Raw genomic sequence first — 24,687 nt, forward strand, 5'->3', positions numbered from 1 at the left:
AACAATGAATATGGCCCTTTGTCTGGCTGGAAAGCCATAGAGCATAGCCTGCTGGTGAGTTATATAAAATTGGCGCTATTATACACGCAATAGCATCACGTGCCATGTACTCCAGTCAGGCACTGGCTTTAAATGCGTGCAGGCGGTTAATGGCTTTGCTCATGCCATCTTTCATAAGAATATCAGTACAGCTTAATGCTTCTGCGATAGCATCATCAATCAGCTTTTGTTCACTGACAGGTGGCTTGCCAAGTACAAATCCCACAACTTTGTTTTTATCACCCGGATGGCCGATGCCAATTCTCAGACGATGGAAATTAGGATTATTACCAAATTTGTTCTGGATATCTTTTAGTCCGTTATGCCCGCCATTACTGCCGCCCAGCTTCATTTTTGCCACACCCGGCGGGAGATCAAGCTCATCATGCGCAACCAGAATTTCATCCGGCTGAATACGGTAAAATCCGGCCAGGGCAAGAACAGACTTACCACTGAGGTTCATGAATGTCGTTGGCACCAGTAGGCGGACATCTTGCCCGTTCATATTAATGCGAGCGGTATAACCGAAAAATTTACTTTCTTCTTTTAAGGACTGGTTATGGCGCTGTGCTAATAAATCGACAAACCATGCTCCTGCATTATGACGGGTCTGAGCATATTCAGCCCCGGGGTTTGCCAGACCAACGATTAATTTTATGTTACTCACAGTTTGGTTTCGCTTATTGGCATTAATGTATTAAAAAAAGAGGCCTAGTTTACCTGCCTCAGAGCTTGAGTACAAAATTGATTATGATATTAGATAATAGGATGTCGGTATTAAAAATAAGTGAAAATTTGTACAGCTTGTGATCACCGGCGCAATAACCTTTTTAATACTATGGCTATAATAACTAGGAGGCATCCGCTTTCGTGCTTTTGAGTTCGTTTGTAAACAAATTACGTTCACAAAAAGTATTGGAGGTTGGCTATGGGACGTAAAAAAGCGTTTATTCTGGGCAATATTTTTATGGGATTAGGCATGGCTGGGATGCTTATTAGTCTAGCCTATGTTTTGCTCAGCCATATATTTGGTATTAAGGAATCTGAATTTTTTGCGGGAGTTGCACTGGTAGGGTTATTTGTCGGTGCACTTATTTGGTTGGGTGGCGCTAGTCTTGGAGGACGGGAGCATATTACGGATAAGTATTGGTGGTTGAAAAATTATGATGAGCGCTATCGTCGCAAAAAACAACATAAACATTCGTGATTTTATTAAGATATATTTATATTTTGATATAACGCTATCATTAGTATTGCACACAATATAAAACGGGTATTTTGTTAACTGGGTTATTCACGTATTTCATTTATTTCAAGTTGCAGCGTTATCAGCTGCAACTTGAAAGGTAATGAATCTTAGAATATTGCATTAATTCCCAGACTGAAATTATAGTTAGGCTCCTCACCGCTACCTTCATTACGGGTTACAGTAATAAAACTATGTAGGTTATTGACTAGTCCCATATTCATCCCAAGGGTATATTGCCGCCAGTTTTTGCTCCGTTTACTACTTTCTATTACAAAGGAAGTTTTGGTGGCATTAATAGCACTGCGTATTTTAGTAGTGAGATCCCCGAACTGGTGATTAAACTGAACAGCAGCATAAGGATTAAAGCGACCTAACTGAGTGTCTACACGCCAGCCCAGTGTACCAACTTCAGACGTATATCTCTGACCAGAAAAGTGCATGGATGTACTGTTGTTTTCGTGTTCACGATAACCATTAACCTCACCTTTATCCCAGATAAACTGCACAATCGGGCTGGTAGTGATGACTTCAGTAACAGGAATGTTCCAGTTGGCAGTAATGCGGGCACCCCATTGTTTACCCATTGTTGAGCCAATTTCTCTACGGGTAGCTTCACCAAGCTCAATATTACGGATCAGGCTGTCGTAATTTAGATGCGAATAATGGAGATCACCGCTCAGCCACGCGTTGTTATAGAGATTCCACAGTCCGTAAGCGATGACAGTATGTCCCAGTCCTTCATAAGTGTAGCTAGAAGCTAAAGTTCGTTCATCCTCGTAGTGAGAATAGAGCGCTCCCACTAATAGATTATTTGTTAGCTGGTAGTCACTACCCAACGTAAAGGTATCATTACCGCTATGTGTATAACCGCCAAATACGCCGATTTTTCCCGGTGTATTACCGGCATCGCGGAGCTGCTGTAAGTGGCCATCAAGGAATGAACGAACACCTTTGACCGGGAGTTGATTGACACTAGTTAGTGATGCCACAAGGAATGGTGCAGTATAGATTGAGGTAATGTATTGACCGGTGACATGATGAACATATGGGGTTGGGTGGAAGCCATCAGAGAATAAGAATTTTTTGTCTTTATCAAAATTTGTATCTTGTGAAGAACACTTATCAGCAAGTATTCCCTGAGGGCAAGAGTAACCTAATGTATTCTGAATACCGTAGGCATAGGGATTTTCCATGACTTCGTGTAGTAGAGCATTAATATCAGCACGCAGGATATTGCCATGACTTTGACTGATTTTATCATCTACCTGTTGGTTATAACTATCAGTGAACCCGGAGGCTTCTTGGCGGTATGTGTTATAAAGATTCTCCAAAATATCTTTAGGTAGCCCAGATTCTTTTGCCAACTTTTCAAGGAGCTTATCTATTGCCATCTCACGGGCTTCACCGCTGGGAATATCGTGTTTGTTAATCTCCTTATGGATCTTTTCTAATATTTCTTTAATTTGTTTTGGCGTTTTGTTCAGGGTTGTTAATCCCTCTGTAATCAATTCTTCCATCATTTTGGGCGTTGTTCCCACATCAGGAACGGTTGGTACGATGATTAGCCCGGCTCCGGCTTTGACCAGAGTGTTGATTTGGTTTGATGTAGCATTTGCACTGGCATCAACAATTTCATGTGATTTTTTAGAATCATCCGAAATAATATTATAGGCTAGTAAAGCAGCAGTAATGTCATTACCACCGACCCAATGAATATAGATACCATTTGGATCGGCTTTTCCTCCGTGTTGTTTAAGATAATTATCCAGCTGCTTTTCTGTTGTATCCTGGTGTTTTGGCATCGGCAGTGCGGTTGCACCGCCTTCAGCGTAGTTAGTTCCGTTTTTATTGGAAGGCGTTAAGTCTTTACCGGTAATGTGGCGGCTCACATATTCATCATACAGTTCACTATTTGCTCCGTCGGTTGTATAACGCCCGTTATTTCCGCCGTCACTCAGACTATCGCCGAAGACATAGGTAGTGTCATAAGCATAGGAATTTGTAATGAAACTGGTTAAAAGTAGTGTTGTAGTTGATATTCCGAAAAGTACTTTTTTCATTGGAGTTCTCCAGAGAACGTAGCCATTGCTTTCCTCTCAGCTCTTATCCTCCGATATGGTTGGATTAAGAGTTGATTCCTTATATTCCCTGATAATTTCAATACGATATTACTTCTGGTTACTTATACGAAAAATCAACGTGATGCGGATGTATGTATATAGAAAGAGAAAATGTGACGGAATAAAGAAAAGCGCAAGGGAGAGTTTATTTTCCTTTGCGCTTTATTTTGCTTGTTGTTTTTTTAGCGTTATTTTTTACGACATCAAATCAGAAGCGGGAGCTAACACCCAGACTGAAATTGTAGTTTGGATCCTGTGAGCTGCCTTCATTACGGGTAACGGAAGCAAAACCATGGATATTACCGAACAGATTGGCATTCGCACCTATAGTATATTGACGCCAGTCTTTACTCTGTTTGCTACTATCCACAACAAACGATAGTTTGTCGGACTTATTCATCGCACTGCGCATTTTGTACTGGGTATCGCCGAACTGGTGATTAAACTGAATAGACGCATATGGGTTAAAGCGACCCAGCTGGGTATCTACACGCCAGCCCAGTGTGCCGACTTTAGAAGTGTAGTTTTGGTCACTGAAATGCATGGCAGAACTGTTATTACCGGATTCACGATAACCTTTAACATCACCTTTATCCCAGCTGAACTGCACAATCGGGCTGGTGGTGACGATATCAGTGACAGGAATATCCCAGTTAGCGGTAAGACGGGCACCCCATTGTTTACCGGTAGTTGAGCCTGTTTCTTTGCGGTTTGCCTGACCAAGCTGGATACTACGGGTCAGGCTATCGTAATTGATACGGGCATAGTGAATATCACCACTCAGCCATGCGTTATCAAAGATGTTCCACAGTGCATAACCGGTTGCCACATGCCCATTGCCTTCGTAAGTAAAGTTAGAAACAGAGGAACGATCAAATTTGTTGTTGGAGTACAGAGCGCCCAGTAAAAAGTTTTCCGTCAGTTGGTAATCGCCGCCTAACGTAAAGGAATCATGACGGTTATCGGTATAGCTACCGAAAACTCCAAATTTTCCCTGTTCATTGCCGGTATGGCGTAGCTGTTGCAGATGACCATCAAGGGAAGCTCGGGTGCCTTTAACCGGAGTACGGTTGACTTGATTTAGCGTCATGACTTGTGATGGGGCGATATAGGTGGAGACTATATATTGAGTTATAATTTTTTGAGCTAGTGTTGAAGCGTGGAAATTATCACCAAATATAAATTGCTTACTGTCATCGAAACTTTTTTGTTCAGAATTACATTTATCAGCATCTATACCGAAACCACAGCCATAGCCAAGGTTATTATCAAAACCATAACTTAATGGGCTATCTATAACCTCATGTAATAAGCCATAGATATCAGCACGTAGGATATTACCATTACTTGTGCTAATGATACTTTCTACCTTATTGTTGAAGTCATTAGTGTATTTTGTAGCCATATAGCTGGCTTTGTAATATCCTTCAGTTAGTTCTTTTTCAATTTGTTGAGGGTCTAAAACAAATTCTTTCGGATCGAATCCGAACATTTTAAGAATTTGCTCATATTGTTTGACCATAATTTCAGCTTTAGTCGGGATCTCTTGGCTTATCTTATGAAATATTTGTTGAAGTGCTATATCACGACCATCACCACTAGGGATGATTCTTTGATTAATTTCTAGATGTATTTTATTTAACATGTCATTGAGTTGGTTCTGAAGCGCAGGTAAGACAGCACCATCGATAATGTTTTGTGATATTCCTTTTTCATTTAATGTATTTTTTATTTTTGTTGTTATTCCATTGACCAAAACTTCTTCCAATAATCTGGGAGTTGTTCCCAGATCCGGAACGTTTGGAACAATAATCAATCCTGCTCCTTTATCAATCATATTGTTGATTTGATTTCCGGCGGCTTCTGCACTTTCCGTAAGAATGAGCTCGGGAGCTCTTCTAATGGCTAGCTCATTAGAATTATTCTGAATTGCCATCGCATTGTATAAGGCCCATTTTATATCATTGCCACCTATCCAATGGAGATAAATCTTGTTTGGACTGAATCTATTGTTGTGTTCAGCAAGATATGCATCCAATTGTGCTTGTGTTGTAGCTGTCTTTGGGTTTTTTTCTTCGAACAACCCGTCAGTGAACAATTTTATGGGAATGGCAGTTGCGCCACCTTTTGGATTATTGATGCAGTCACGTTTTGGATTATTTGGATCATGTTCTGTTGATTTTTTGTCTGTGAGATCTTTGCTAAGATCATATTTATATGACGAATTTTTTTCTGTTGTAAACGCCTCATCACTCAAACTATCCCCAAAAACACAAAAATCACTAAAAGACTGAGCATTAGCAATGGTGCTGACTGAAAGCGCTAATAGGGCAGGTGCAAATAAAAAAGACTTTTTCACTGGTATTCTCCATAAATAGTTTTTGTTATTTATCAGTTCCCCAATTTTTTAATGACGAAGTCTGAGCAACGACTTTTCGGAAGTTTTGAGGTGCTGACAGGTGAAATATTTTGTGAGCTCGATCAAATTGTTAACTATTTGATAACAATTGACTAAATTAGAGTATGTTCAAACGTAAAAAATAATCCATATCACATTGAATTATTTGTAAATAATGTGATGTCTGACCAGTGTGTTTGAAATATTTAACCCAGTATATTTATATTATTTCAGTGTTAAGTTTTATGCGGGTTTAGGCTGAGGACGGGATTTGAAAGGGATGAAAAGAACGCAGGGCAACAATATTGTGCCCTGCATTTTTAATTAATCAGCTGATTAAAATTAATCGACTTATATCGGATTTATTGCCTACAAAATTAGAAGCTGGCATTGATACCTAAGCTGAAATCATAGTTAGCATCTTGTGCACTGCCTTCATTACGGGTGACGGATGCAAAACCGCGTACGTTACCGAACAGATTGGCATTCGCACCTACAGTATATTGACGCCAGTCTTTGCTCTGTTTGCCACTATCCACAACAAACGATGTTTTGGTGGAATTAATCGCACTACGCATTTTAGACTGAGTATCGCCGAACTGGTGATTAAACTGCACAGACGCATATGGGTTGAAACGACCCAGCTGAGTATCTACACGCCAGCCCAGCGTAGCGATTTTAGAGGTGTAACTCTGGTCACTGAAGTGCATGGAAGAACTTTGATGACCGGATTCACGATAGCCTTTAACATCACCTTTATCCCAGCTGAACTGCACAATCGGGCTGGTGGTTACGATGTTGGTGACTGGGATATCCCAGTTGGCAGTAAGACGGGCACCCCATTGTGTACCTGTAGTGGAGCCTACTTCTCTGCGAGTTGCCTGACCCAGTTTGATGCTACGGGTTAAGCTGTCGTAATTGATGTCCGCATAGTGGAGATCACCACTTAACCATGCTTTGTTAAATACGTTCCACAAACCATAGGCAGTGGCAACATGTGCATCACTTTGATAAGAGAAGTTAGAGGTCGGTGAACGCTCAGTGTTATCGTTAGAGTACAGAGCACCCAGTAACAGCCTTTCTGTCAGCTGATAATCACCACCTAAGGTAAAGGTGGTATTACGGCCGCCGCTATAGCCACCGAATACACCCGTTTTCCCCTGTTCATTACCACCGCTGCGCAGTTGTTGCAGATGACCATCAAGGGAAGCACGCGTACCTTTAACCGGAGCACGGTTGACCTGATTCAGGGTCATAACCTGTGATGGGGCAATATCGATGGATTCTATGTATTGGCCCATAATTTTGTGTGCTAGTGGTGTTGGGTGGAATTGATCAGCGAATAAAAATTCTCTGATATTATTGAATTCAGGATTATCCTTTCCGTCTATTTTAGAAACACATTCACTGGCTGACTGTCCCTGAGGGCAGGCATAACCTAATGTATTTTGAATACCATAACTATAAGGATTGTCGATCACTTCCTTGAGCAGACCGTTGATATCGGCACGCAGGATATTGCCCTTGCTCTCGCTGATTTGTTTATCCACTAATTCGTTATAAGCATCGGTGAGTTTTGTTGCACCTACACTGGCACCATTATAAGCGGTAATAAGTTGCTTATATAATTCTTCAGTTTTAGCGTTGATTTCCGCCTCAACTTTAGCTTTTTTCTCTGGTGTATCGGCCTTGTCAATTTCAGCTTGAGCGGATTTTGCGGCTGCCTTTGCGGCAACTACTTTCAAGGTGCCTTCAAGGACTTTATTACGGAAAACACCAGAAGGAGTTTCGTAACTATTAATACCATCATGGACTAAGGTTAAGGTTTCTTTGCTTGCTTTCTGGAAGTTAGGATCATTTTTGATTTTTTGTTCAATGGCTACTTTGTCAGCGGCTTCTTTTTTGTCTTTTGTTGGTTCGTTAAAAACATTAGGGTCAATACCTTTAGCGACTAAAGCTTGATTAAACATAGCTTGGCTAAGTAATGTTTCTAACATTCTTGGTGTAGTACCCACATCAGGCACAGTTGGCGCTATGACTAAGCCGGCGCCAGCGTTCACCAATTGAGTGATCTGCCTTGATGCTTCTGTCGCACTTTTCCCGACAATGTCATACGATTCAGAAGGGTCCTTCGGATTTTTACTTCCCGCGATTAATGCTGCTGCAAGATCATTCCCACCTACCCAATGGATATAGATTCCATTAGAGTCAGCCTGTTGATTATGCTGTGCCAAATACTGACTTACCTGTTCCTTAGTCCCAAGACCACGCTCACTATATTCTTTCAGAGCTGTCGATCCTGCTTGTGAATAGTTGGTGCCGCCTTCTTCACTGGAGGGTTTTAATTCGATATTTGCAAGTTTTTTAGCAAGATATTCATTATAAAGCTGGCTAGTTTTACCATCCGTTGTGAAACGTTCTACACCTTTAGTATTTCCAGTATCACTCAAACTATCGCCAAAAACATAAAGATTGTCATAAGCATGGGCATTAGAAATGGTGCTGATTGAAAGTGCTAACAGTGCTGGTGTGAATAAAAATGCCTTTTTCATTAGCATTATCCTTACTTAAATAGTTTTTATTTATCAGCAACATCGGCTTTTTTAATGGCAAAGCCTGAGCGACGCCTCTTCATAAGTTTGAAGGTGCTGATAGGTTGAATATGTCTGATTGATATCTGGCTGGTCAGGTCAATATCTATGGGGAACAACTTTTCTGGATTGAATGGTGTTTCCTGTCTGAGTAGTCCAAATGAGCCTGAAATTTATCTCATCAGATAATTTTAATTTTTTCGATGAAAAATATTTACTAACATAATTGTTGTTTTTTTAAGGTATTTTTATCGTCAGTTTTCAAAACGGCGACAGGTTAGCAGCAACCACACGGGCGCACCAGTATTGTTACGTTTATAGAGGACTGGACGTACCAGATGATTTGTTATGCACAGATATGACTGCTGTTTTTCTGTTCTGATATGTCGATGGTGAGTTTTCTGGATATATAAATCATAAGACAGGTTAACTTGTTGATATTAATTATTATTTTTTGGTTGTGAATATTCTTTTGATTAATTAAATCAATATTTAATTATTTCATCCGATTGTTAAATAAACAGAAAAACCCGCTGGTACAGGCGCACCAACGGGTTTTTGCAGCGATGATTTATTTAATCACTTGTATAAGTTTGTGCTCAAAATCTGCACTGGCTTATATCTTAGTGTTCAAACATTGCAGAGATTGACTCTTCATTGCTGATACGGCGGATTGCTTCAGCGAGCATGCCAGACAGTGTCAGAGTACGAACTTTGTTCAACGCCTTGACCTCATCAGACAGAGGAATTGTGTCACAGACAATAAATTCATCTATCACTGAGTTCTTGATGTTTTCTACAGCATTACCAGAGAAGATTGGGTGTGTCGCATAAGCAAATACCCGTTTCGCTCCGCGCTCTTTCAGGGCTTCAGCGGCTTTACACAGCGTGCCACCTGTGTCGATCATGTCATCAACCAGAATGCAGTCACGGCCTGCAACATCACCAATGATGTGCATAACTTGAGAAACGTTCGCACGTGGGCGGCGCTTATCAATAATAGCCATGTCAGTATCATTCAGCAGCTTAGCAATAGCACGGGCGCGAACAACACCACCAATGTCTGGAGAAACAACAATCGGGTTTTCCAGCCCTTTCTGGAGCATATCTTCCAGAAGGATTGGGCTACCAAATACATTATCAACCGGAACATCAAAGAAGCCTTGGATCTGCTCGGCGTGCAGGTCAACCGTGAGAACACGGTCTACACCAACGCTGGACAAAAAGTCCGCAACGACTTTGGCAGTGATAGGCACACGCGCTGAACGAACACGACGATCCTGACGCGCATAACCAAAGTAAGGAATTACCGCAGTAATACGTCCGGCAGAAGCGCGACGCAGCGCATCGACCATAACGACCAATTCCATCAGGTTATCGTTGGTTGGTGCACAAGTGGACTGGATGATGAATACATCGCCACCGCGTACATTTTCATTGATTTGAACACTGACTTCACCGTCGCTGAAACGACCGACAGCAGCGTCTCCCAGGCTTGTGTACAGACGGTTGGCAACACGTTGTGCTAGTTCAGGGGTGGCATTACCAGCAAAAAGCTTCATATCGGGCACGAGAAAAACCTCAGGCTTGCGTCCAGAGAGATATTGTTGACCAATCAAACCGCTACTCATTAAAGCAAAACAACGATCCATTGGTTCAATAACATGTTTATCCCAGAGCTGTTTGTTTGCAGCGAAATGTATGCAATGGTGAAATGTTAACGCCACGCGCAACAAAGCCCTGCATCCACTCTGGGGCTTGATTTAACACCTTACGGGCCGATGCTTCTGATTCGAACTCGCCGAAAACACATGCACCTGTCCCGGTCAGGCGTGACGGAGTGTATTCTAACAGCCATGAAAGAAGCTGTTCAACCTTACGGAAACGTTTTCTTGCGATTGGCTCACAATCATTTTTGAATGGTGCCTGTAATAATGCGGGTAAAGTGCGGATCGGAGAATTTCTTTTTAATTCAGGATCTGTGAATATTTTTGGGGTCGGGATCTCAATTCCGGGGTGAGCAACCAGAAACCATTTCTCTTCAGGTGAGGCTGGTTGCAATTTTTCACCGATGCCTTCGGCAAAAGCTGCGTGCCCTTTAACGAAGACAGGAACGTCTGCGCCGAGAGTGACGCCAAGTTGTGCCAGTTCATCATCCGACAGGTTTGTCTGCCAGTGATAGTTCAGGGCAATCAGTACCGTGGCTGCATTGGAAGAACCGCCACCCAGACCGCCACCCATGGGCAAACGTTTATGAATGTGGATATCTGCGCCCCGGTATTGGGTGCCGATTGACTGCTTTTCAGCGTGCTCTTGTAATAACCGCGCAGCCCGGACGATCAGATTATCGTCATTTGGCACGCCTTTAACGGGTGTCAGCAGGCGGATCTGATTATCCTGACGGGGAGTGATGGTTATTTCATCACCATAATCCAGAAACTGAAACAGTGTTTGTAGTTCATGATAGCCATCAGAACGGCGTCCGGTGATATACAAAAATAAATTTAATTTTGCCGGAGAAGGCCAGGTTAAAGTCATTATTGGGTAGTCCAGTTATCCATTTTCAGTTTAATACGGTTTTTACCTTGGGTCAGTTCCAGCCGGTTTGGTAAGGCGGGAGTCATTGACGTATCGTATCCCTGATAATTTACCTGCCAGATTTCACCATTTTCTTTATCGCTTACCGATTTAAGCAGATAGTTTTTATCCAGCTGAAAATCGCGGGCATTGCCGGGCAGGCCGATAATCCAGCTTTTCAGATTATCCAAAGGAATATTCATATTGGTAAGCTTATAAATCAGTTCTTCCGGATTATTACTGATATATTTTTTCCCTTCATTGTCCGTAATCTGGGTGATATTAGGCTGAACAGATAATTCCAGTTCAGTTGTTCCTAATGGATTTAGCAGAAGTAGCTTGTAGTTATTTGCCGCATATTGTTGCCAGAAAAAACGGGCATACACTTTCTTTTCATTTGCCAGATAAGCGAAAGATCCCCGGGTTTGATAATGAGTCAAATTTTGCAATTGTGCTTTGCGATCATTCCATTGCGGGGAGCTCATTGACCCTGTTCCGTCTGGTGCCTGTGTAACGGTACAAGCCGTCAGCAGAACAGCGGAGAGGGGGAGTAAACGAAAAAATGATGGTATTTTCATAGGGTAGCCCAATGGTGTGATAGCGAATAATGTGCAATCAAAGTCTATAATCAAGGAGGTAATTTAGCGAAGTTTCGTTAAAATTTCCCGAATAATTATAGCCGAACTGTTTGATTGACTTTTATTGAACTGTTGCATCAAGTAGAATGCTCAACCAATGAGAGTCCTTACGAAAGGTGTAGGTTTATGAGAATGATTATTAATATTGTTATGAGCCAATGCCAGATAACTCAACGCAGTTAAGATGACTTTATTAGCACTCGGTATAAATCACAAAACAGCGCCTGTTTCTTTGCGTGAACGGGTAGCCTTTTCTCCCGATACGATAGGGCTTGCACTTGATAACCTGCTCCAGCAGCCGCTGGTGAGAGGCGGGGTTGTGCTGTCAACCTGTAATCGTACTGAACTGTATCTCAGCGTTGAACAGCAGGACAACCTGAAAGAGCAACTCATCAATTGGTTATGCGAATATCACCAGTTAAGCCACGATGAACTCAACACGAGCCTTTACTGGCATCTGGGGAGTGATGCTGTCAGCCATTTAATGAGGGTTGCCAGCGGACTGGATTCACTGGTGCTTGGTGAACCTCAAATTTTAGGTCAGGTGAAAAAAGCCTTTTCTGAATCGCAGAGCTATCAATCCTTATCAGGGGAATTAGAGCGCCTGTTCCAGAAATCATTTTCTGTTGCTAAACGGGTCAGAACTGAAACAGAAATTGGGGCGAATGCGGTTTCTGTCGCTTTTGCTGCCTGTACGCTTGCGCGGCAAATCTTTGAGTCGCTTTCCCAGTTAAATATTCTGCTGGTAGGAGCCGGGGAAACGATTGAGCTTGTCGCCCGTCATCTTAAAGAGCACCGGGTTAACCATCTTATGATTGCCAATCGCACAAAAGAGCGTGCGTATACGCTGGCGAATGAGGTGAATGCGGAAGTGATATCCCTGTCGGAAATTGATACCCGACTGGCAGAAGCAGATATCGTCATCAGTTCTACAGCCAGCCCTTTACCGATTATTGGTAAAGGAATGGTCGAACGGGCACTAAAATTACGCCGTAATCAACCCATGCTGCTGATTGATATTGCTGTTCCCCGAGATATCGAGCCGGATGTTGAGAAATTGAGTGACGCCTATTTGTACAGTGTTGATGATTTACAGGCCATTATTCAGCAAAATCTTGCGCAACGTAAAGCAGCGGCGGTGATTGCTGAAGGAATTGTACAACAAGAGAGCACTCATTTTATGGATTGGTTGCGTTCGCAGGGCGCAGTTAATACAATTCGCGAATATCGGGAACAGGCAGAAAAAATCAGGGCTGAGATGACTGCAAAAGCATTAATGTCCATACAACAGGGTGCTGACGCAGAACAGGTCATCAACCAGTTAACTCACCAATTGACGAATCGTCTGATCCATACACCAACTAAATCACTCCAAAAGGCTGCCAGTGACGGCGATTTAGAACGCCTGAATCTCCTGCGGGACGGCCTTGGGCTGGATCCATAACCCTATTCTAAATAAGGTCTGATATTACGAATGAAGCCTTCTATTGTCGCTAAACTGGAAGCATTGCAAGAACGCCATGAAGAAGTACTGGCTCACCTCGGTGATGCCGAAGTGATCGCTGATCAAGAGCGTTTCCGTGCATTATCAAAGGAATATGCTCAACTTACCGATGTAACTAGCTGTTTCAAATCCTGGAAAACAATTCAGGATGATTTACAGACAGCCGAGATGATGCTTGATGATCCTGAAATGAGGGAAATGGCGCAGGAAGAACTCAAGGACGCAAAAATTCGTAATGAAGAGTTGGAGCAGCAACTCCAGTTATTGCTGTTACCAAAAGATCCGGATGATGAGCGCAACTGTTTTCTCGAAGTTCGTGCGGGAACCGGTGGTGATGAAGCGGCAATATTTGCCGGAGATCTGTTCCGCATGTATAGCCGTTATGCCGAATCTCGTCGTTGGAAAGTAGAGATTATGAGTGCCAACGAAGGGGAACATGGCGGTTATAAAGAGGTTATCGCGAAAGTTTCTGGTGAGCAGGTTTACGGGCATTTGAAATTTGAATCAGGCGGTCATCGTGTTCAACGTGTGCCGGAAACAGAATCTCAGGGTCGTATCCATACTTCAGCCTGTACAGTAGCGGTATTGCCGGAAATCCCGGAAGCTGAATTGCCGGAAATCAGCTCAGCAGACCTGAAAATTGATACCTTCCGTTCTTCCGGTGCGGGTGGTCAGCACGTTAATACCACCGACTCCGCGATCCGAATTACCCATATTCCTACCGGAATTGTGGTGGAATGTCAGGACGAACGTTCGCAACATAAAAATAAAGCTAAAGCATTATCTGTGCTGGGTGCCCGTATTCGTGCTGCTGAAATGCAGAAGCGTCAGGAAGCTGAAGCCTCTGAGCGCCGCAACCTGCTTGGTTCCGGTGACCGTTCAGATCGCAACCGGACTTATAACTTCCCGCAAGGGCGAGTGACTGACCACCGCATCAACCTGACGCTATACCGCCTTGATGAAGTCATGGAAGGCAAACTGGATATGTTGATCCAGCCAATCATTACCGAATATCAGGCTGACCAGTTATCTGCACTGTCAGAGCAGGATTAATGAACTATCAACATTGGCTGCAATACGCAGCGGCTCAGTTATCTGATAATTTGCCTGCTGGTAGCAGCCCTAAGCGAGAGGCGGAGATCCTGTTGGGGCATGTGACAGGTCGCTCCCGTACCTACCTGATAGCATTTAGTGAAACGTCCATTTCAGGAGAAGAATCCCTTCAGCTTGATGGCTTACTGGCTCGCCGACTGAAAGGTGAACCAATCGCTTATATTGTCGGTGAGAAAGAGTTCTGGTCATTACCACTCGCAGTCTCACCCGCAACCCTGATCCCGCGACCTGACACGGAGTGTCTGGTGGAAAAAGCGCTTGAATTGTTGCCGGAAACGCCGGCACAAATCCTCGATCTTGGCACGGGAACGGGCGCGATCGCTCTGGCACTGGCAACTGAAAGGCGTAATTGCCATGTCACGGGGGTCGATATTAATCCTGAAGCAGTCATACTGGCAAAAAACAATGTTGAAAAGATCAATATTGGAAAAGTCAATGGACAAGAAGCCATTCACAATGTGAATTTTTTACAAAGTGAGTGGTTTTCTGCAGTGGGTGACAGACAATTTGATATGATTGTCAGTAATCCCCCGTATATAGATGAGAATGACCCTCACCTGAAAGAAGGGGATGTTAGGTTTGAACCGGCCACTGCATTGATTGCCGCACAAAATGGTTTGGCGGATTTACAGGCAATCGTGGAACAGGCCCGCCATTTTCTATTACCGAATGGATGGCTGTTATTGGAGCATGGCTGGAAACAGGGAGCAGTTGTCAGGAACCTGTTTTTAGAGAAGGGTTATCATCAGATAGCGACTTTTCAGGATTATGGTGGTAATGAACGTATCACGGTAGGTCGATGGAATAAAAATGAAACCCATAACTAATTATGAATTCAATGATGCTCCCCTGATTGACGGTATTATTCTGGTATCAAAGGCTATTCGCCCTGATTTCCCTCAGGCATTAGTGTCAGAGCAGTTAACTGCGTTAGTCGAAGAAGCACAGCAGGCACTTTTTTCAATCAATGGCCATAAAGAAAAACTGCAATCATTACTGACACTTTTTTATCAGGAGTGGAAGTTTGGTGGAGCAAATGGGGTGTACTGTCTATCGGATACTCTATGGCTGGATAGTGTAATTGTTTCCCGTCAGGGTGCACCGGTTGCACTGGGTGCGCTATTTGTGCATATCGCTCAGATGTTGGATATTCCTATAACGCCGGTAATATTTCCGACCCAGTTGATATTACGTATTGATTTGCCTGATCAACCTGCCTGGTTTATTAACCCCATGAATGGGGAAACGCTTAATGAACATATCCTTGATGTCTGGCTGAAAGGTAACATTGGCCCGACTGTCCGGCTGGAAAAGAAAGATTTACAGGAAGCCGATAACAGCAGCTTAGTACGCAAAATCACTGATACGATCAAAGTTTCTCTGATGGAAGAAAAAAAGATGGAACTGGCACTCAAAGCCAGTGAAGTGGTGTTGATGTTTGATCCGGATGACCCGTATGAAATCCGTGATCGTGGGCTTATTTATGCCCAGCTTGACTGTGATCATATTGCGGTTTCAGATCTGAGTTACTTTGTAGAACATTGTCCTGAAGACCCTATCTCAGAGATGATAAAAATGCAGATTAATTCTATAGATAGAGAACGCCGAACCATAGTGCTGCACTGACTACCGCATTGGTAGTCAGGTATTAAGCGGATGGTGGCAGAGTTACTCACACCTGATTTGGTGTTTTATTAAAATTTTTTACCCTTAACAACAGAAGGTATAAGCATGCAACAGAAAGTGGTTAATATTGGTGATATCAGGGTCGCAAATGATCTGCCATTTGTGTTGTTTGGTGGCATGAATGTCCTGGAATCACGGGATTTGGCCATGAAGATTTGTGAACACTATGTCACGGTGACACAAAAACTGGGCATTCCTTATGTTTTTAAAGCCTCTTTTGATAAGGCTAACCGCTCTTCTATCCGTTCTTACCGTGGCCCGGGCCTTGAAGAGGGAATGAAAATTTTTCAGGAGCTGAAACAAACCTTCGGCGTAAAAATTATTACTGATGTACACGAACCCGCGCAAGCGCAACCTGTAGCTGAAGTGGTTGATGTTATCCAACTTCCTGCTTTTCTTGCTCGCCAGACCGATCTGGTGGAAGCGATGGCGAAAACGGGTGCAGTGATTAATGTTAAAAAACCCCAGTTTGTCAGCCCGGGGCAAATGGGCAATATCGTCGAGAAATTCAAAGAAGGCGGTAATGATCAGGTGATTTTGTGTGACCGTGGCAGCAACTTCGGTTATGACAATCTGGTTGTAGATATGCTGGGCTTTGGTGTGATGCAACAGGCAACCAACGGTTCACCGATCATTTTCGATGTGACTCATGCTTTACAGTGCCGTGATCCATTCGGTGCAGCTTCCGGCGGACGCCGCGGGCAGGTTGCTGAACTGGCTCGTGCGGGAATGGCTGTGGGTATCGCAGGTTTATTCCTCGAAGCACATCCAGACCCGGAAAATGCAAAATGTGACGGCCCATCTGCACTGCCACTGGCAAAACTGGAAGCATTCCTGATGCAGATGAAAGCCATTGATGATGTAGTGAAAAGCTTTCCTGAGCTGGATACCAGTAAATAATTCTTGAGCTGGTCGGATGTATTGCTGAAATTGCGGTTGCAGATAAATATATACCCAATGGATTTCAAGTTGCATCGCGGCGGCAAGGGAGTTCATCCCCGGGAGCATAGATAACTATGTGACCGGGGTGAGTGAGCGCAGCCAACAAAGAGGCAACTTGAAAGACGAAGGGTATACCTTGTAACCGCATATTTTAATTATTGATGGGAGGCTTTATCCAGTGAGACACAAATTTCAGGTGGATATTCCACTTTCATCTCTTTTAATGCCTTAGGTAAAGTCGCATAAAAACTGAGTTGCCCTGCAATGGGTGTGACTTTAGCTCTTGCCAGTGTTTTCAAAGGTTGGAAGGGGATATCACAGACAACAACCTGTTTCGACTCTTTAGCCATCTCGCGAACAAAACTCTGAAAAGCATGTAACCCGCCTGCATCCAGTACAGGAACCGCATCCCACTGCATAATGATGTTTTGATATTCAGCACTTTCTTCTTTTAATTCAGTAAAAATGCGCTCCGCAGCTGCAAAGAAAAGTGGCCCGTTAATCCGAACAACCAAGAATCCTTTCTCAGCATCTGTTATGGCAGAAGTGCTGATACGGGTCATATTGGCGATTTTACGCATAAACAGTAGTGATGCCAGAACGATGCCTACAGTAATTGCGATCACCATATCAAACAGAACGGTCAATGACATGCATAGCAGCATCACAATAATGTCATCTCTGGGAGCATGGCGAATTAAATCCACCACTTTATGGGCTTCACTCATATTCCAGGCCACAATCAGTAAAATAGCGGACATTGCAGCTAACGGTAAGTACGAAAGCATGGGGGCCAGAAACAGTAAAGTTAATAACACCAATAAAGAGTGAATCACTGTGGCGACAGGGGAGGTTGCTCCGGCTCGCACATTAGCTGCAGAGCGGGCAATAGCGGCGGTGGCTGTGATACCACCAAAGAAGGGTGCAGCAATATTGCCTAAGCCTTGCCCGACCAACTCACTATTGGAATGATGTTTTTTTCCTGTCATACCATCAAGAATGACTGCACACAGTAAAGATTCAATCGCGCCTAACATAGCCATTGAAAATGCAGCAGGCATTAATGCGGAAATCGTATTCCAGTTAATATCGAAAGAAGGAGAATTCGGTAAATTCCACGGCAATACAAACTGTGGCAGGATTGGCGGAATGCCCTGACCTTGTGTTCCATCCTCCAGCGTATAACTGAATGAAGAGCCGATAGTGGCTACATCATGCCCCAGTAGATGCATTATTCCCATAACAGCCGTTCCGGCAGCTAAAGCGGGTAAATGCCCGGGTAACTTTAATCCCAGTTTGGGCCAGAAAATTAATATCAGAAGGGTAGTCAAGCCAATAATTGTGTCACTAAAATGAAATGAAGGAATTGCCTGAGAGAGAGTAATGACTTTATCGATATAGTTTTCCGGAACTTCGCTGATTTGCAAGCCAAAGAAATTTTGTATCTGCATGGTGGCAATCGTGATAGCAATGCCGGAAGTGAACCCAAGGGTTACAGAAAGCGGAATGTATTCGATAAGGCGACCCAGACGAGCCAGACCCATAACAATCAGGATAACACCGGACATGAGTGTCGCTATCAATAGGCCACTCAGGCCAAATTGTTGTGATACCGGATAGAGAATGACGACAAAGGCGGCAGTCGGCCCGGATACGCTATAACGTGAACCGCCGGTAATGGCGATAACGATACCGGCGATTGCTGCGGTATAAAGACCATACTGTGGTGCCACTCCACTCCCTATAGCCAGAGCCATTGCCAGAGGAATAGCGATAATACCCACAGTGATACCAGCAATGATATCTTTGATAAAACGGGAGAAAGAGTAAGATTCTTTCCAGCAAGCGTCAATAAATGCGCTAAAAATCCGTATTCCATTGATTTTTTTAGTATTCATTTCATGTAAGACCTAAGAATAAAAGATCCATTTATACACTTTGTCATTCAAGTTGCTTGCCGCCGCGATGTATCTTGAAGTCCATTGTGTATAGTGGATTGAAATAAGAAACAGGGATAAGGATATCGCTTTAGTTACCTAATAAAGGTGTTATACGTCAAAAAGTTACCTGATAGGTTAGCGTTGAATAAATAAAAATCAAACGAATGCTGTTTTTGATGATATTGTTTTGAAATCAGAGATGATGAATTTTTAAATGTAGATTTATTGACAGATAGCAACATGAGGTACTATTTTTATATGTAATTACTATTTTTGGTAACGATCAAGGTTAGTGAATAAAAAATTATAAATCAATAAGTTGTTCAAATTTCCTGTATCAGTACAAAAGTATTAATGGCGAACGCTATAAGACTGGCCATTATATGTGAGTGACTTATTAATATAAGAGACTTTTAGCTTAATAACAGGTTAATTATATTTTTATAATGGTTAAATTTAAAAAATTCTTTATGGATTGAAGTAATTGTTTGATAATGGTAGGAGGAGTGTTTTATGGGCTTAATAAATAAAATATTTATTTTAATAGTCATAGTATTATCATTTTCATCATTATCTGGCATAGCAGCAGATGATATGGATGATAACCCGTTATCTGAAAATGATATAAGATCCTCTGTTGTCGGATTATTTTATGATTTGGATCGTAATCCTTATAATCCTGTAGTAGGGTATGGCAGTGTAATGCGATATATATTGCCTGATCCTCTTTTATTTATACGTTACATTTATCCGCCGGAGGGGCATGTTGATATTTATATAGCACCACTTATGCGCCGCGCTGTAAATTATTGGAATAATGTATTAGGTGTACATTTCACTATTGCTGAAGGGCATGTTGGGGGGCCTTCAAATTTCGTGGTACAAACTATGTTGCCCACTATGTTAGATACCAGTCATAGTGACTATTACTTGGGGGATTTAGAAGCGTTCACGATTTTTCCTTATTCGAGACAATACGAAGAAGATCGATTTGATTATGGTATTACGTCATCAGGAATATATATGGCACCAGAAATCGAAGTATCTTCTTTACTTTTCACTACCTGGATAGAAACTATGGGGCTCGATCATTCTTTTAGAGAGTATGCAGAGCTTCATACATATACAATTCTACTTCATGAGATTGGTCATGCTCTAGGATTAGTACATCCTGAAGATTTAATTCGTGGAAGAAGAAACACTGTTACAGATACGAGTCCGGGACATTCTAGAAGGCATCAATACGTCGAATATTCGGTTACCAATCAGCATCATGTACCGATAATGCTTATAAGTTCAGTGGCTTTTCTACTAAGTTTGCATAACCAAATTGGTGAAGACTTAAACTTTAATAATATTGTTGTATCTAGTGAGGAAAGAAGATTGGTGGAAAACCAGGTTTCTATGATTTGTCTTCCAAGACAGATTCAAAATAATGCCAAAATATCTTCTAGTAAAAAAAATGATGAATGTAATTATCATGGAGTTTACCCTGTAGCAAAAATGATAGTGCCAATTATGTCTATATTAAATTAACGAAGGTCTTAATTTATCATTATGAAAATTTTTAATAAAATAATATGAGCCAGTGAATACTGGCTCATATTATTTTCAACGATAAACACGCTTAGCAATTGAAACGGAAAAGATACCCCAGTTATCTGTTAACTGGTATAACTTCTCAAATCCGGCCGCTTCCACCAATGCATCCATTTCACCTTGTGTGCGACGTCGCATGATCCACGGTTCATTTTCTCGGTGGCTTGAAAGAACACGAGCAATAATTTCAAGCTGCGGATGCCACGGCTGGCTGGTATATATCAGATAACCATTTTCTGTAATAGCTTCAGCAAGCCCGTGTAGGGAATTTCTGACCAGATTATTATCAGAAAATAATTCGTAGAGGCCTGAAACAATTCCCAGTGTTGGCGCGGGTGTTATTGAGGCTATGCTATCAGCATCAAAAGCATTTCCGATAACAAACTGAATCTTTTCTGACAAATGGCGTTCTTCAATATAAGCCTGCCCCTGACGTACATTAATATCGCTATAATCTCTCAATAAAACAGAATCAACTTTACTGAACTCATTGATGGCATCGAGAACATAGCGCCCATGCCCGGCAGCAATATCCACAATATGTACTGGCATTTTTTGTTCATGCAAACAACGAATGGCCTGTCGGATCAGCGTTTCGATATGAATTTTACGTTGCCGTATACCACGCCAGCCAATGCTGTTCAGGTAGTGTTTATCCAGCAGTCTCCCCCAAATTCCCTGACCTTGTGGCTGATCACGGTAGATATAATCCAGTGTAGAACCCGAATCAAATCCTGTTGTAAGACCCAGCCGTATTCCTTCTGAAGCCTTACCTAAGTGACTTTTCATGGCCTTACGCATTAATTTATAAGCGAGGTTTTTGGCACTGAAATGAGGAAGAGAGGTACTGAGTGCACGAAACTCATCGGCGGAGTAGCTCCAGATATCTTGTTGCTCATAGTTATGCTGGTAACGTGGAATAGCAAAAATACGTTCCAGAAAAAGCCGGATCTTATCAAAAATAAGGTGTCGATCTTTTTCACCCAGCGTATCGTGATAGAAACCTGCCATGACATGTTTCTCTTTTATTGGGCTACTTAATTGCTGGTAGAACTGGTGCTGTGGTTTTGAATTCACAACATAATCACTGCCTGAAATGAATAATTGAGTAGGAAGTGTGATCGCGGCGGCATCTTTAACGACACGTTCTGAGGTTTGATAAAGCTCCAGCAAGATATTGACTGCAATCTCACGGGTAATCAGTGGATCGTTATTATAAGACGCAATACGGGTTTCATCGTGAGTTAAAAATTTCGCTTTTACATAGGAATTGACGAAGAAAATTCCGCGAATCTTCTGCATCAACTGCAATCCCTGCGTAGCGAAAGGAATATATAATTTAATATCAAAAGCCGGAGCAGCAAGGATCATCGCCCGGATTTTCGGCGCATAATCATGTACCCAAGCGGACACTAATACAGCGCCGACACTCTGACCAATCACTACGATATTTTCCATCGCAATATCATATTTAGCGGCAATAAACCGGACAAATTCATCTACATCACGAATTGATGTGCCGACTGACGGACTATAGCCACGTGCTCCTTTTGTCTGACCATGACCACGGGCATCCCACGCAAAGACAGCAAAATCAGGCAGATTGAGTTCATCAACAATATGCTGAACGCGTCCGGAGTGTTCATGACCACGGTGAAAAATAATAATCGCTTTTTCTGCTTTGATTTGTTGCTGTGGCCAGTGACGATAAAACAGAGATACATCATCAGATGTAGTGAAGTAGTGTTCTTCAGCAATACGTTGTTTGAATAGCTGTGTCATTATGGGGCCTTATCTGGATTGGGATTGTTCAATTTGCCTGATCTCGTACAGGGCTTTGACAACCCGCTGATAGCAAGTCATTACAAGTAAGATAGCGATAAAAGGAAACAGGTAACTACTCCAATTTAAAGCCGAAGGAAAAATGGCAATAATCAACCCATAAGTGCCAAAAACAAAAGCGCGATCACTTTTTCCCATTGGGCCATCATAGCGTCGTGATGCGCCGATGGTTTGTGCTAATACACCAATAAACTCAGTCAAAATGGTAAGAAATAGAATAATCAGTAAACTGATATTGCTGACACCGGGTAAAAAACAGAAGGGAAGATAGAGGGCAACATCAGAAATAATATCTCCTAACTCATTATAAATAGCACCTAAATGAGATTTTTGGTTATGTTCCCGCGCCAGCATTCCATCAATTGCATTCAGTGCCATACGAATAAATAGAAAAACAGGAAGTATCCAGTATAGGGAAGGTGTGGGAAATAAACTTAATAATAAACCGATAAAAAGTGATAAAAACAGAGCGGATAATGTGACTTGATTGGCTGTATATCCCAGATGATGAAGACGAATGACGATAGGCCGTAACAGGTTCTGAAAACGGGGTTTTAGATCATATATAGTCATTATTTCCCTAGATCCGTTAGAGGTAAAAATATCAGTGTTATTAATGTACCATGTGATGTCAAATATTATGTGTAGAAAAACATACTGATATGCTATTCATTTTCCAGGTTACTTTTCAGTGAGTAATCACCATTATTCCCTGCCGTGTATAAGTCACCAAAACCAGTTTAAGTATCACTATTATGGTGACTACTGGTATGGTGGTACCTATTTTCTTTGTTGTACACGCTCTGTCAGAGATACGGCGGCTTATTCGGATGCTTTGGCAGGAGTACTTCCGGATGAGCCTTACACACCTCCGACCCCGGATTTACCATGGTTAGAACTGTCAGAGCGTGATACGGGAAAATTACACATTAGGTTTACTGTTTCACCGCCACATGGACAGATTCAGTGTTTGCCTATCCTTTCAATATTTCTGGTCAGCTAGCTATTTCACTGCCACTTGGCTGGAGTGATGAGGGTATTTCTATTGGTATACAGCTTGTCGGGCGTTATAAAAACGGGCTATTTTATGGATCTCTCGGCGTATATATTTACCAAGATCCCTTCAGATTCATTTGAGTCCACTTCAGTAGTTATCCTATGATTTAATGAATAAATAAATTGGATGAGGATGGAACATTGTCCAGAGCACAGCGTCTGTTATCTTTGATTGAAATATTACGTAGCTATCATTTTCCTGTGCAGGGAAAAGTATTAGCCCAGAAGATGAATATTAGCTTAAGAACGCTTTATCGGGATATTGCCACTTTACAGGAGCAGGGAGCGATTATTGAGGGGGAACCGGGGGTGGGGTATGTCTTAAGGCCCGGTTTTGTATTGCCGCCTTTGATGTTTACCCAGAATGAAATCGAAGCGCTGGCATTAGGTGCCAATTGGGTGGCGAAACGTGCAGATCCACAATTGAGGGAAGCGGCAAAGGGTGTTGTCAATAAAATTGCAGCGGTTATCCCAACAGAATTGAAGCAACTTCTGGAGAGCAGTTCTTTGTTAGTTGGGCCTGCTGCGGCCGCTACTCAGCCCGTGATCGATATTTCATCAATCCGGCAAGCAATTCGTGCCAGACGTAAAGTGACTTTGACTTACCGGGACTTGAAAGAACAGGATTCCGAAAGAACTATCTGGCCATTCGCATTAGGGTATTTTGAAAATATCAGTATTGTGATTGGTTGGTGTGAATTACGTGGAGAATTCCGCCATTTTCGGTCTGACAGAATCTTGAGTCTGCATGTTGAAAAACAGTGTTACCCCCGATCAAGGCAATCCTTACTGAAAGAGTGGAGAGAATTTAAGAAAATACCTCACTGATTAAGTCAGGCTACTGACAGAAACTGTCACTCAGTGTTGATACCTTACAACTATTCTAAGCCGCACAGACAATAGTTGGAGGTATTTCATGTTAGTTCTGTCTTTTTCTATCCCGGTAAAAGCTGAACCATCGCATATTTGGGCTCATTATGTTGATTTTGAGTTAAGGAAGAAATGGGAAACTGATCTTGAGTCTTTGCAGTTTGAAGGTGAGGTAAAAACCGGTCAATACGGCAGAATGATGTTAAGGGGAAAGCCAGAAATTCGATTTTACCTTTCAAATATTGAAATCAATAAAGAATTCACTGATCAGGTTAGTCTTCCGCATATAGGAACTTTACTTTTTTCTCATCAAATTATCCCACGTGAAAGCAATATGGAATATCTGATTAAGGCAACAGTATCACTTATGCCTGATTCGAATGTGCCTGCTATTCAGGTTCAGAATTTCTTTAAACAAGTCACACATGATTTAGTTGAAACAGTATTAAGGCTGAAAGCTACTGTTGAAACCTATTAAATATGAAAAATATTGATCAGGGAAAATTGAATTACATCAGTCTCT

19 protein-coding genes are annotated in these 24,687 nt (G+C 42.3%); 9 read left to right on the plus strand and 10 right to left on the minus strand.

Annotated features, from left to right (window positions below; genetic code table 11):
- Positions 1-115: 115 nt before the first annotated feature.
- Complete coding sequence (gene pth / locus Xsto_RS08375; RefSeq protein WP_099124757.1) at positions 116-706, minus strand: aminoacyl-tRNA hydrolase; 591 nt, start codon at positions 704-706, stop codon at positions 116-118.
- 261 nt (positions 707-967) lie between these two features.
- Between pth and ychH the strand changes: the two genes are divergently transcribed.
- Positions 968-1,246: a stress-induced protein YchH gene (gene ychH / locus Xsto_RS08380; protein ID WP_099124758.1), complete on the plus strand. Its 279-nt coding sequence runs from the start codon at positions 968-970 to the stop codon at positions 1,244-1,246.
- A 149-nt stretch (positions 1,247-1,395) separates the two neighbouring features.
- Here ychH and Xsto_RS08385 read toward each other — a convergent pair whose 3' ends face one another.
- The 6 genes from Xsto_RS08385 to lolB form a co-directional block, all read right to left on the minus strand.
- Entirely contained in the window at positions 1,396-3,348 is a 1,953-nt protein-coding gene (locus Xsto_RS08385) for an autotransporter domain-containing protein (protein WP_099124759.1), read from the minus strand.
- Positions 3,349-3,616: 268 nt separating this feature from the next.
- On the minus strand, positions 3,617-5,767 hold the full coding sequence (locus Xsto_RS08390; RefSeq protein ID WP_099124760.1) for an autotransporter domain-containing protein: 2,151 nt from the start codon (positions 5,765-5,767) through the stop codon (positions 3,617-3,619).
- 416 nt (positions 5,768-6,183) lie between these two features.
- A complete protein-coding gene (locus Xsto_RS08395) occupies positions 6,184-8,358 on the minus strand; it encodes an autotransporter domain-containing protein (RefSeq protein ID WP_099124761.1) in 2,175 nt (724 codons plus the stop codon).
- A gap of 662 nt (positions 8,359-9,020) precedes the next feature.
- Positions 9,021-9,968 carry a ribose-phosphate diphosphokinase gene (gene prs, locus Xsto_RS08400; protein WP_141554498.1) on the minus strand — a complete coding sequence of 316 codons (948 nt, stop codon included), beginning with the start codon at positions 9,966-9,968 and terminating at the stop codon, positions 9,021-9,023.
- 97 nt (positions 9,969-10,065) lie between these two features.
- Complete coding sequence (ispE, locus tag Xsto_RS08405; RefSeq protein WP_099111198.1) at positions 10,066-10,935, minus strand: 4-(cytidine 5'-diphospho)-2-C-methyl-D-erythritol kinase; 870 nt, start codon at positions 10,933-10,935, stop codon at positions 10,066-10,068.
- Positions 10,935-11,552: a lipoprotein insertase outer membrane protein LolB gene (lolB, locus tag Xsto_RS08410; protein ID WP_099124762.1), complete on the minus strand. Its 618-nt coding sequence runs from the start codon at positions 11,550-11,552 to the stop codon at positions 10,935-10,937. The genes ispE and lolB overlap by 1 nt, the downstream gene beginning before the upstream one ends.
- Positions 11,553-11,796: 244 nt before the next feature.
- Here lolB and hemA point away from each other — a divergent pair, with 244 nt between their 5' ends.
- The 5 genes from hemA to kdsA all read left to right on the plus strand — a co-directional run bounded on the left by hemA (position 11,797) and on the right by kdsA (position 16,815).
- Positions 11,797-13,056: a glutamyl-tRNA reductase gene (gene hemA, locus Xsto_RS08415; protein ID WP_099124763.1), complete on the plus strand. Its 1,260-nt coding sequence runs from the start codon at positions 11,797-11,799 to the stop codon at positions 13,054-13,056.
- 30 nt (positions 13,057-13,086) lie between these two features.
- A complete protein-coding gene (gene prfA / locus Xsto_RS08420; RefSeq protein WP_099124764.1) occupies positions 13,087-14,169 on the plus strand; it encodes a peptide chain release factor 1 in 1,083 nt (360 codons plus the stop codon).
- Complete coding sequence (gene prmC, locus Xsto_RS08425; RefSeq protein WP_099124765.1) at positions 14,169-15,056, plus strand: peptide chain release factor N(5)-glutamine methyltransferase; 888 nt, start codon at positions 14,169-14,171, stop codon at positions 15,054-15,056. The genes prfA and prmC overlap by 1 nt, the downstream gene beginning before the upstream one ends.
- Positions 15,040-15,855, plus strand: coding sequence for an invasion regulator SirB1 (gene sirB1 / locus Xsto_RS08430; RefSeq protein WP_099111193.1), 816 nt, complete (start codon positions 15,040-15,042; stop codon positions 15,853-15,855). The genes prmC and sirB1 overlap by 17 nt, the downstream gene beginning before the upstream one ends.
- A gap of 105 nt (positions 15,856-15,960) precedes the next feature.
- On the plus strand, positions 15,961-16,815 hold the full coding sequence (gene kdsA / locus Xsto_RS08435) for a 3-deoxy-8-phosphooctulonate synthase (protein WP_099111192.1): 855 nt from the start codon (positions 15,961-15,963) through the stop codon (positions 16,813-16,815).
- A 197-nt stretch (positions 16,816-17,012) separates the two neighbouring features.
- Here kdsA and dauA read toward each other — a convergent pair whose 3' ends face one another.
- Complete coding sequence (gene dauA / locus Xsto_RS08440) at positions 17,013-18,755, minus strand: C4-dicarboxylic acid transporter DauA (RefSeq protein ID WP_099124766.1); 1,743 nt, start codon at positions 18,753-18,755, stop codon at positions 17,013-17,015.
- 555 nt (positions 18,756-19,310) lie between these two features.
- On the opposite strand from dauA, the gene Xsto_RS08445 reads away from it, so the two are divergent.
- Positions 19,311-20,333 carry a zinc metalloprotease gene (locus Xsto_RS08445; RefSeq protein WP_099124767.1) on the plus strand — a complete coding sequence of 341 codons (1,023 nt, stop codon included), beginning with the start codon at positions 19,311-19,313 and terminating at the stop codon, positions 20,331-20,333.
- Between the two features lie 75 nt (positions 20,334-20,408).
- Here the strand turns inward: Xsto_RS08445 and Xsto_RS08450 are convergent, their stop codons facing one another.
- Both Xsto_RS08450 and Xsto_RS08455 read right to left on the minus strand, forming a co-directional pair.
- Complete coding sequence (locus Xsto_RS08450; RefSeq protein ID WP_099111189.1) at positions 20,409-22,178, minus strand: bifunctional alpha/beta hydrolase/class I SAM-dependent methyltransferase; 1,770 nt, start codon at positions 22,176-22,178, stop codon at positions 20,409-20,411.
- Between the two features lie 9 nt (positions 22,179-22,187).
- A complete protein-coding gene (locus tag Xsto_RS08455; RefSeq protein ID WP_099124768.1) occupies positions 22,188-22,811 on the minus strand; it encodes a CDP-alcohol phosphatidyltransferase family protein in 624 nt (207 codons plus the stop codon).
- Between the two features lie 624 nt (positions 22,812-23,435).
- Here Xsto_RS08455 and Xsto_RS08465 point away from each other — a divergent pair.
- Together Xsto_RS08465 and Xsto_RS08470 are read left to right on the plus strand one after the other, a co-directional pair.
- Positions 23,436-24,122 (plus strand): helix-turn-helix transcriptional regulator, encoded by a 687-nt coding sequence (locus Xsto_RS08465; RefSeq protein WP_099124792.1) that lies wholly within the window; start codon positions 23,436-23,438, stop codon positions 24,120-24,122.
- 88 nt (positions 24,123-24,210) lie between these two features.
- Positions 24,211-24,642: an SRPBCC family protein gene (locus tag Xsto_RS08470; protein WP_099124769.1), complete on the plus strand. Its 432-nt coding sequence runs from the start codon at positions 24,211-24,213 to the stop codon at positions 24,640-24,642.
- Positions 24,643-24,687: the final 45 nt, after the last annotated feature.

The organism is Xenorhabdus stockiae, assembly GCF_002632825.1.
Lineage (GTDB): Bacteria > Pseudomonadota > Gammaproteobacteria > Enterobacterales > Enterobacteriaceae > Xenorhabdus > Xenorhabdus stockiae.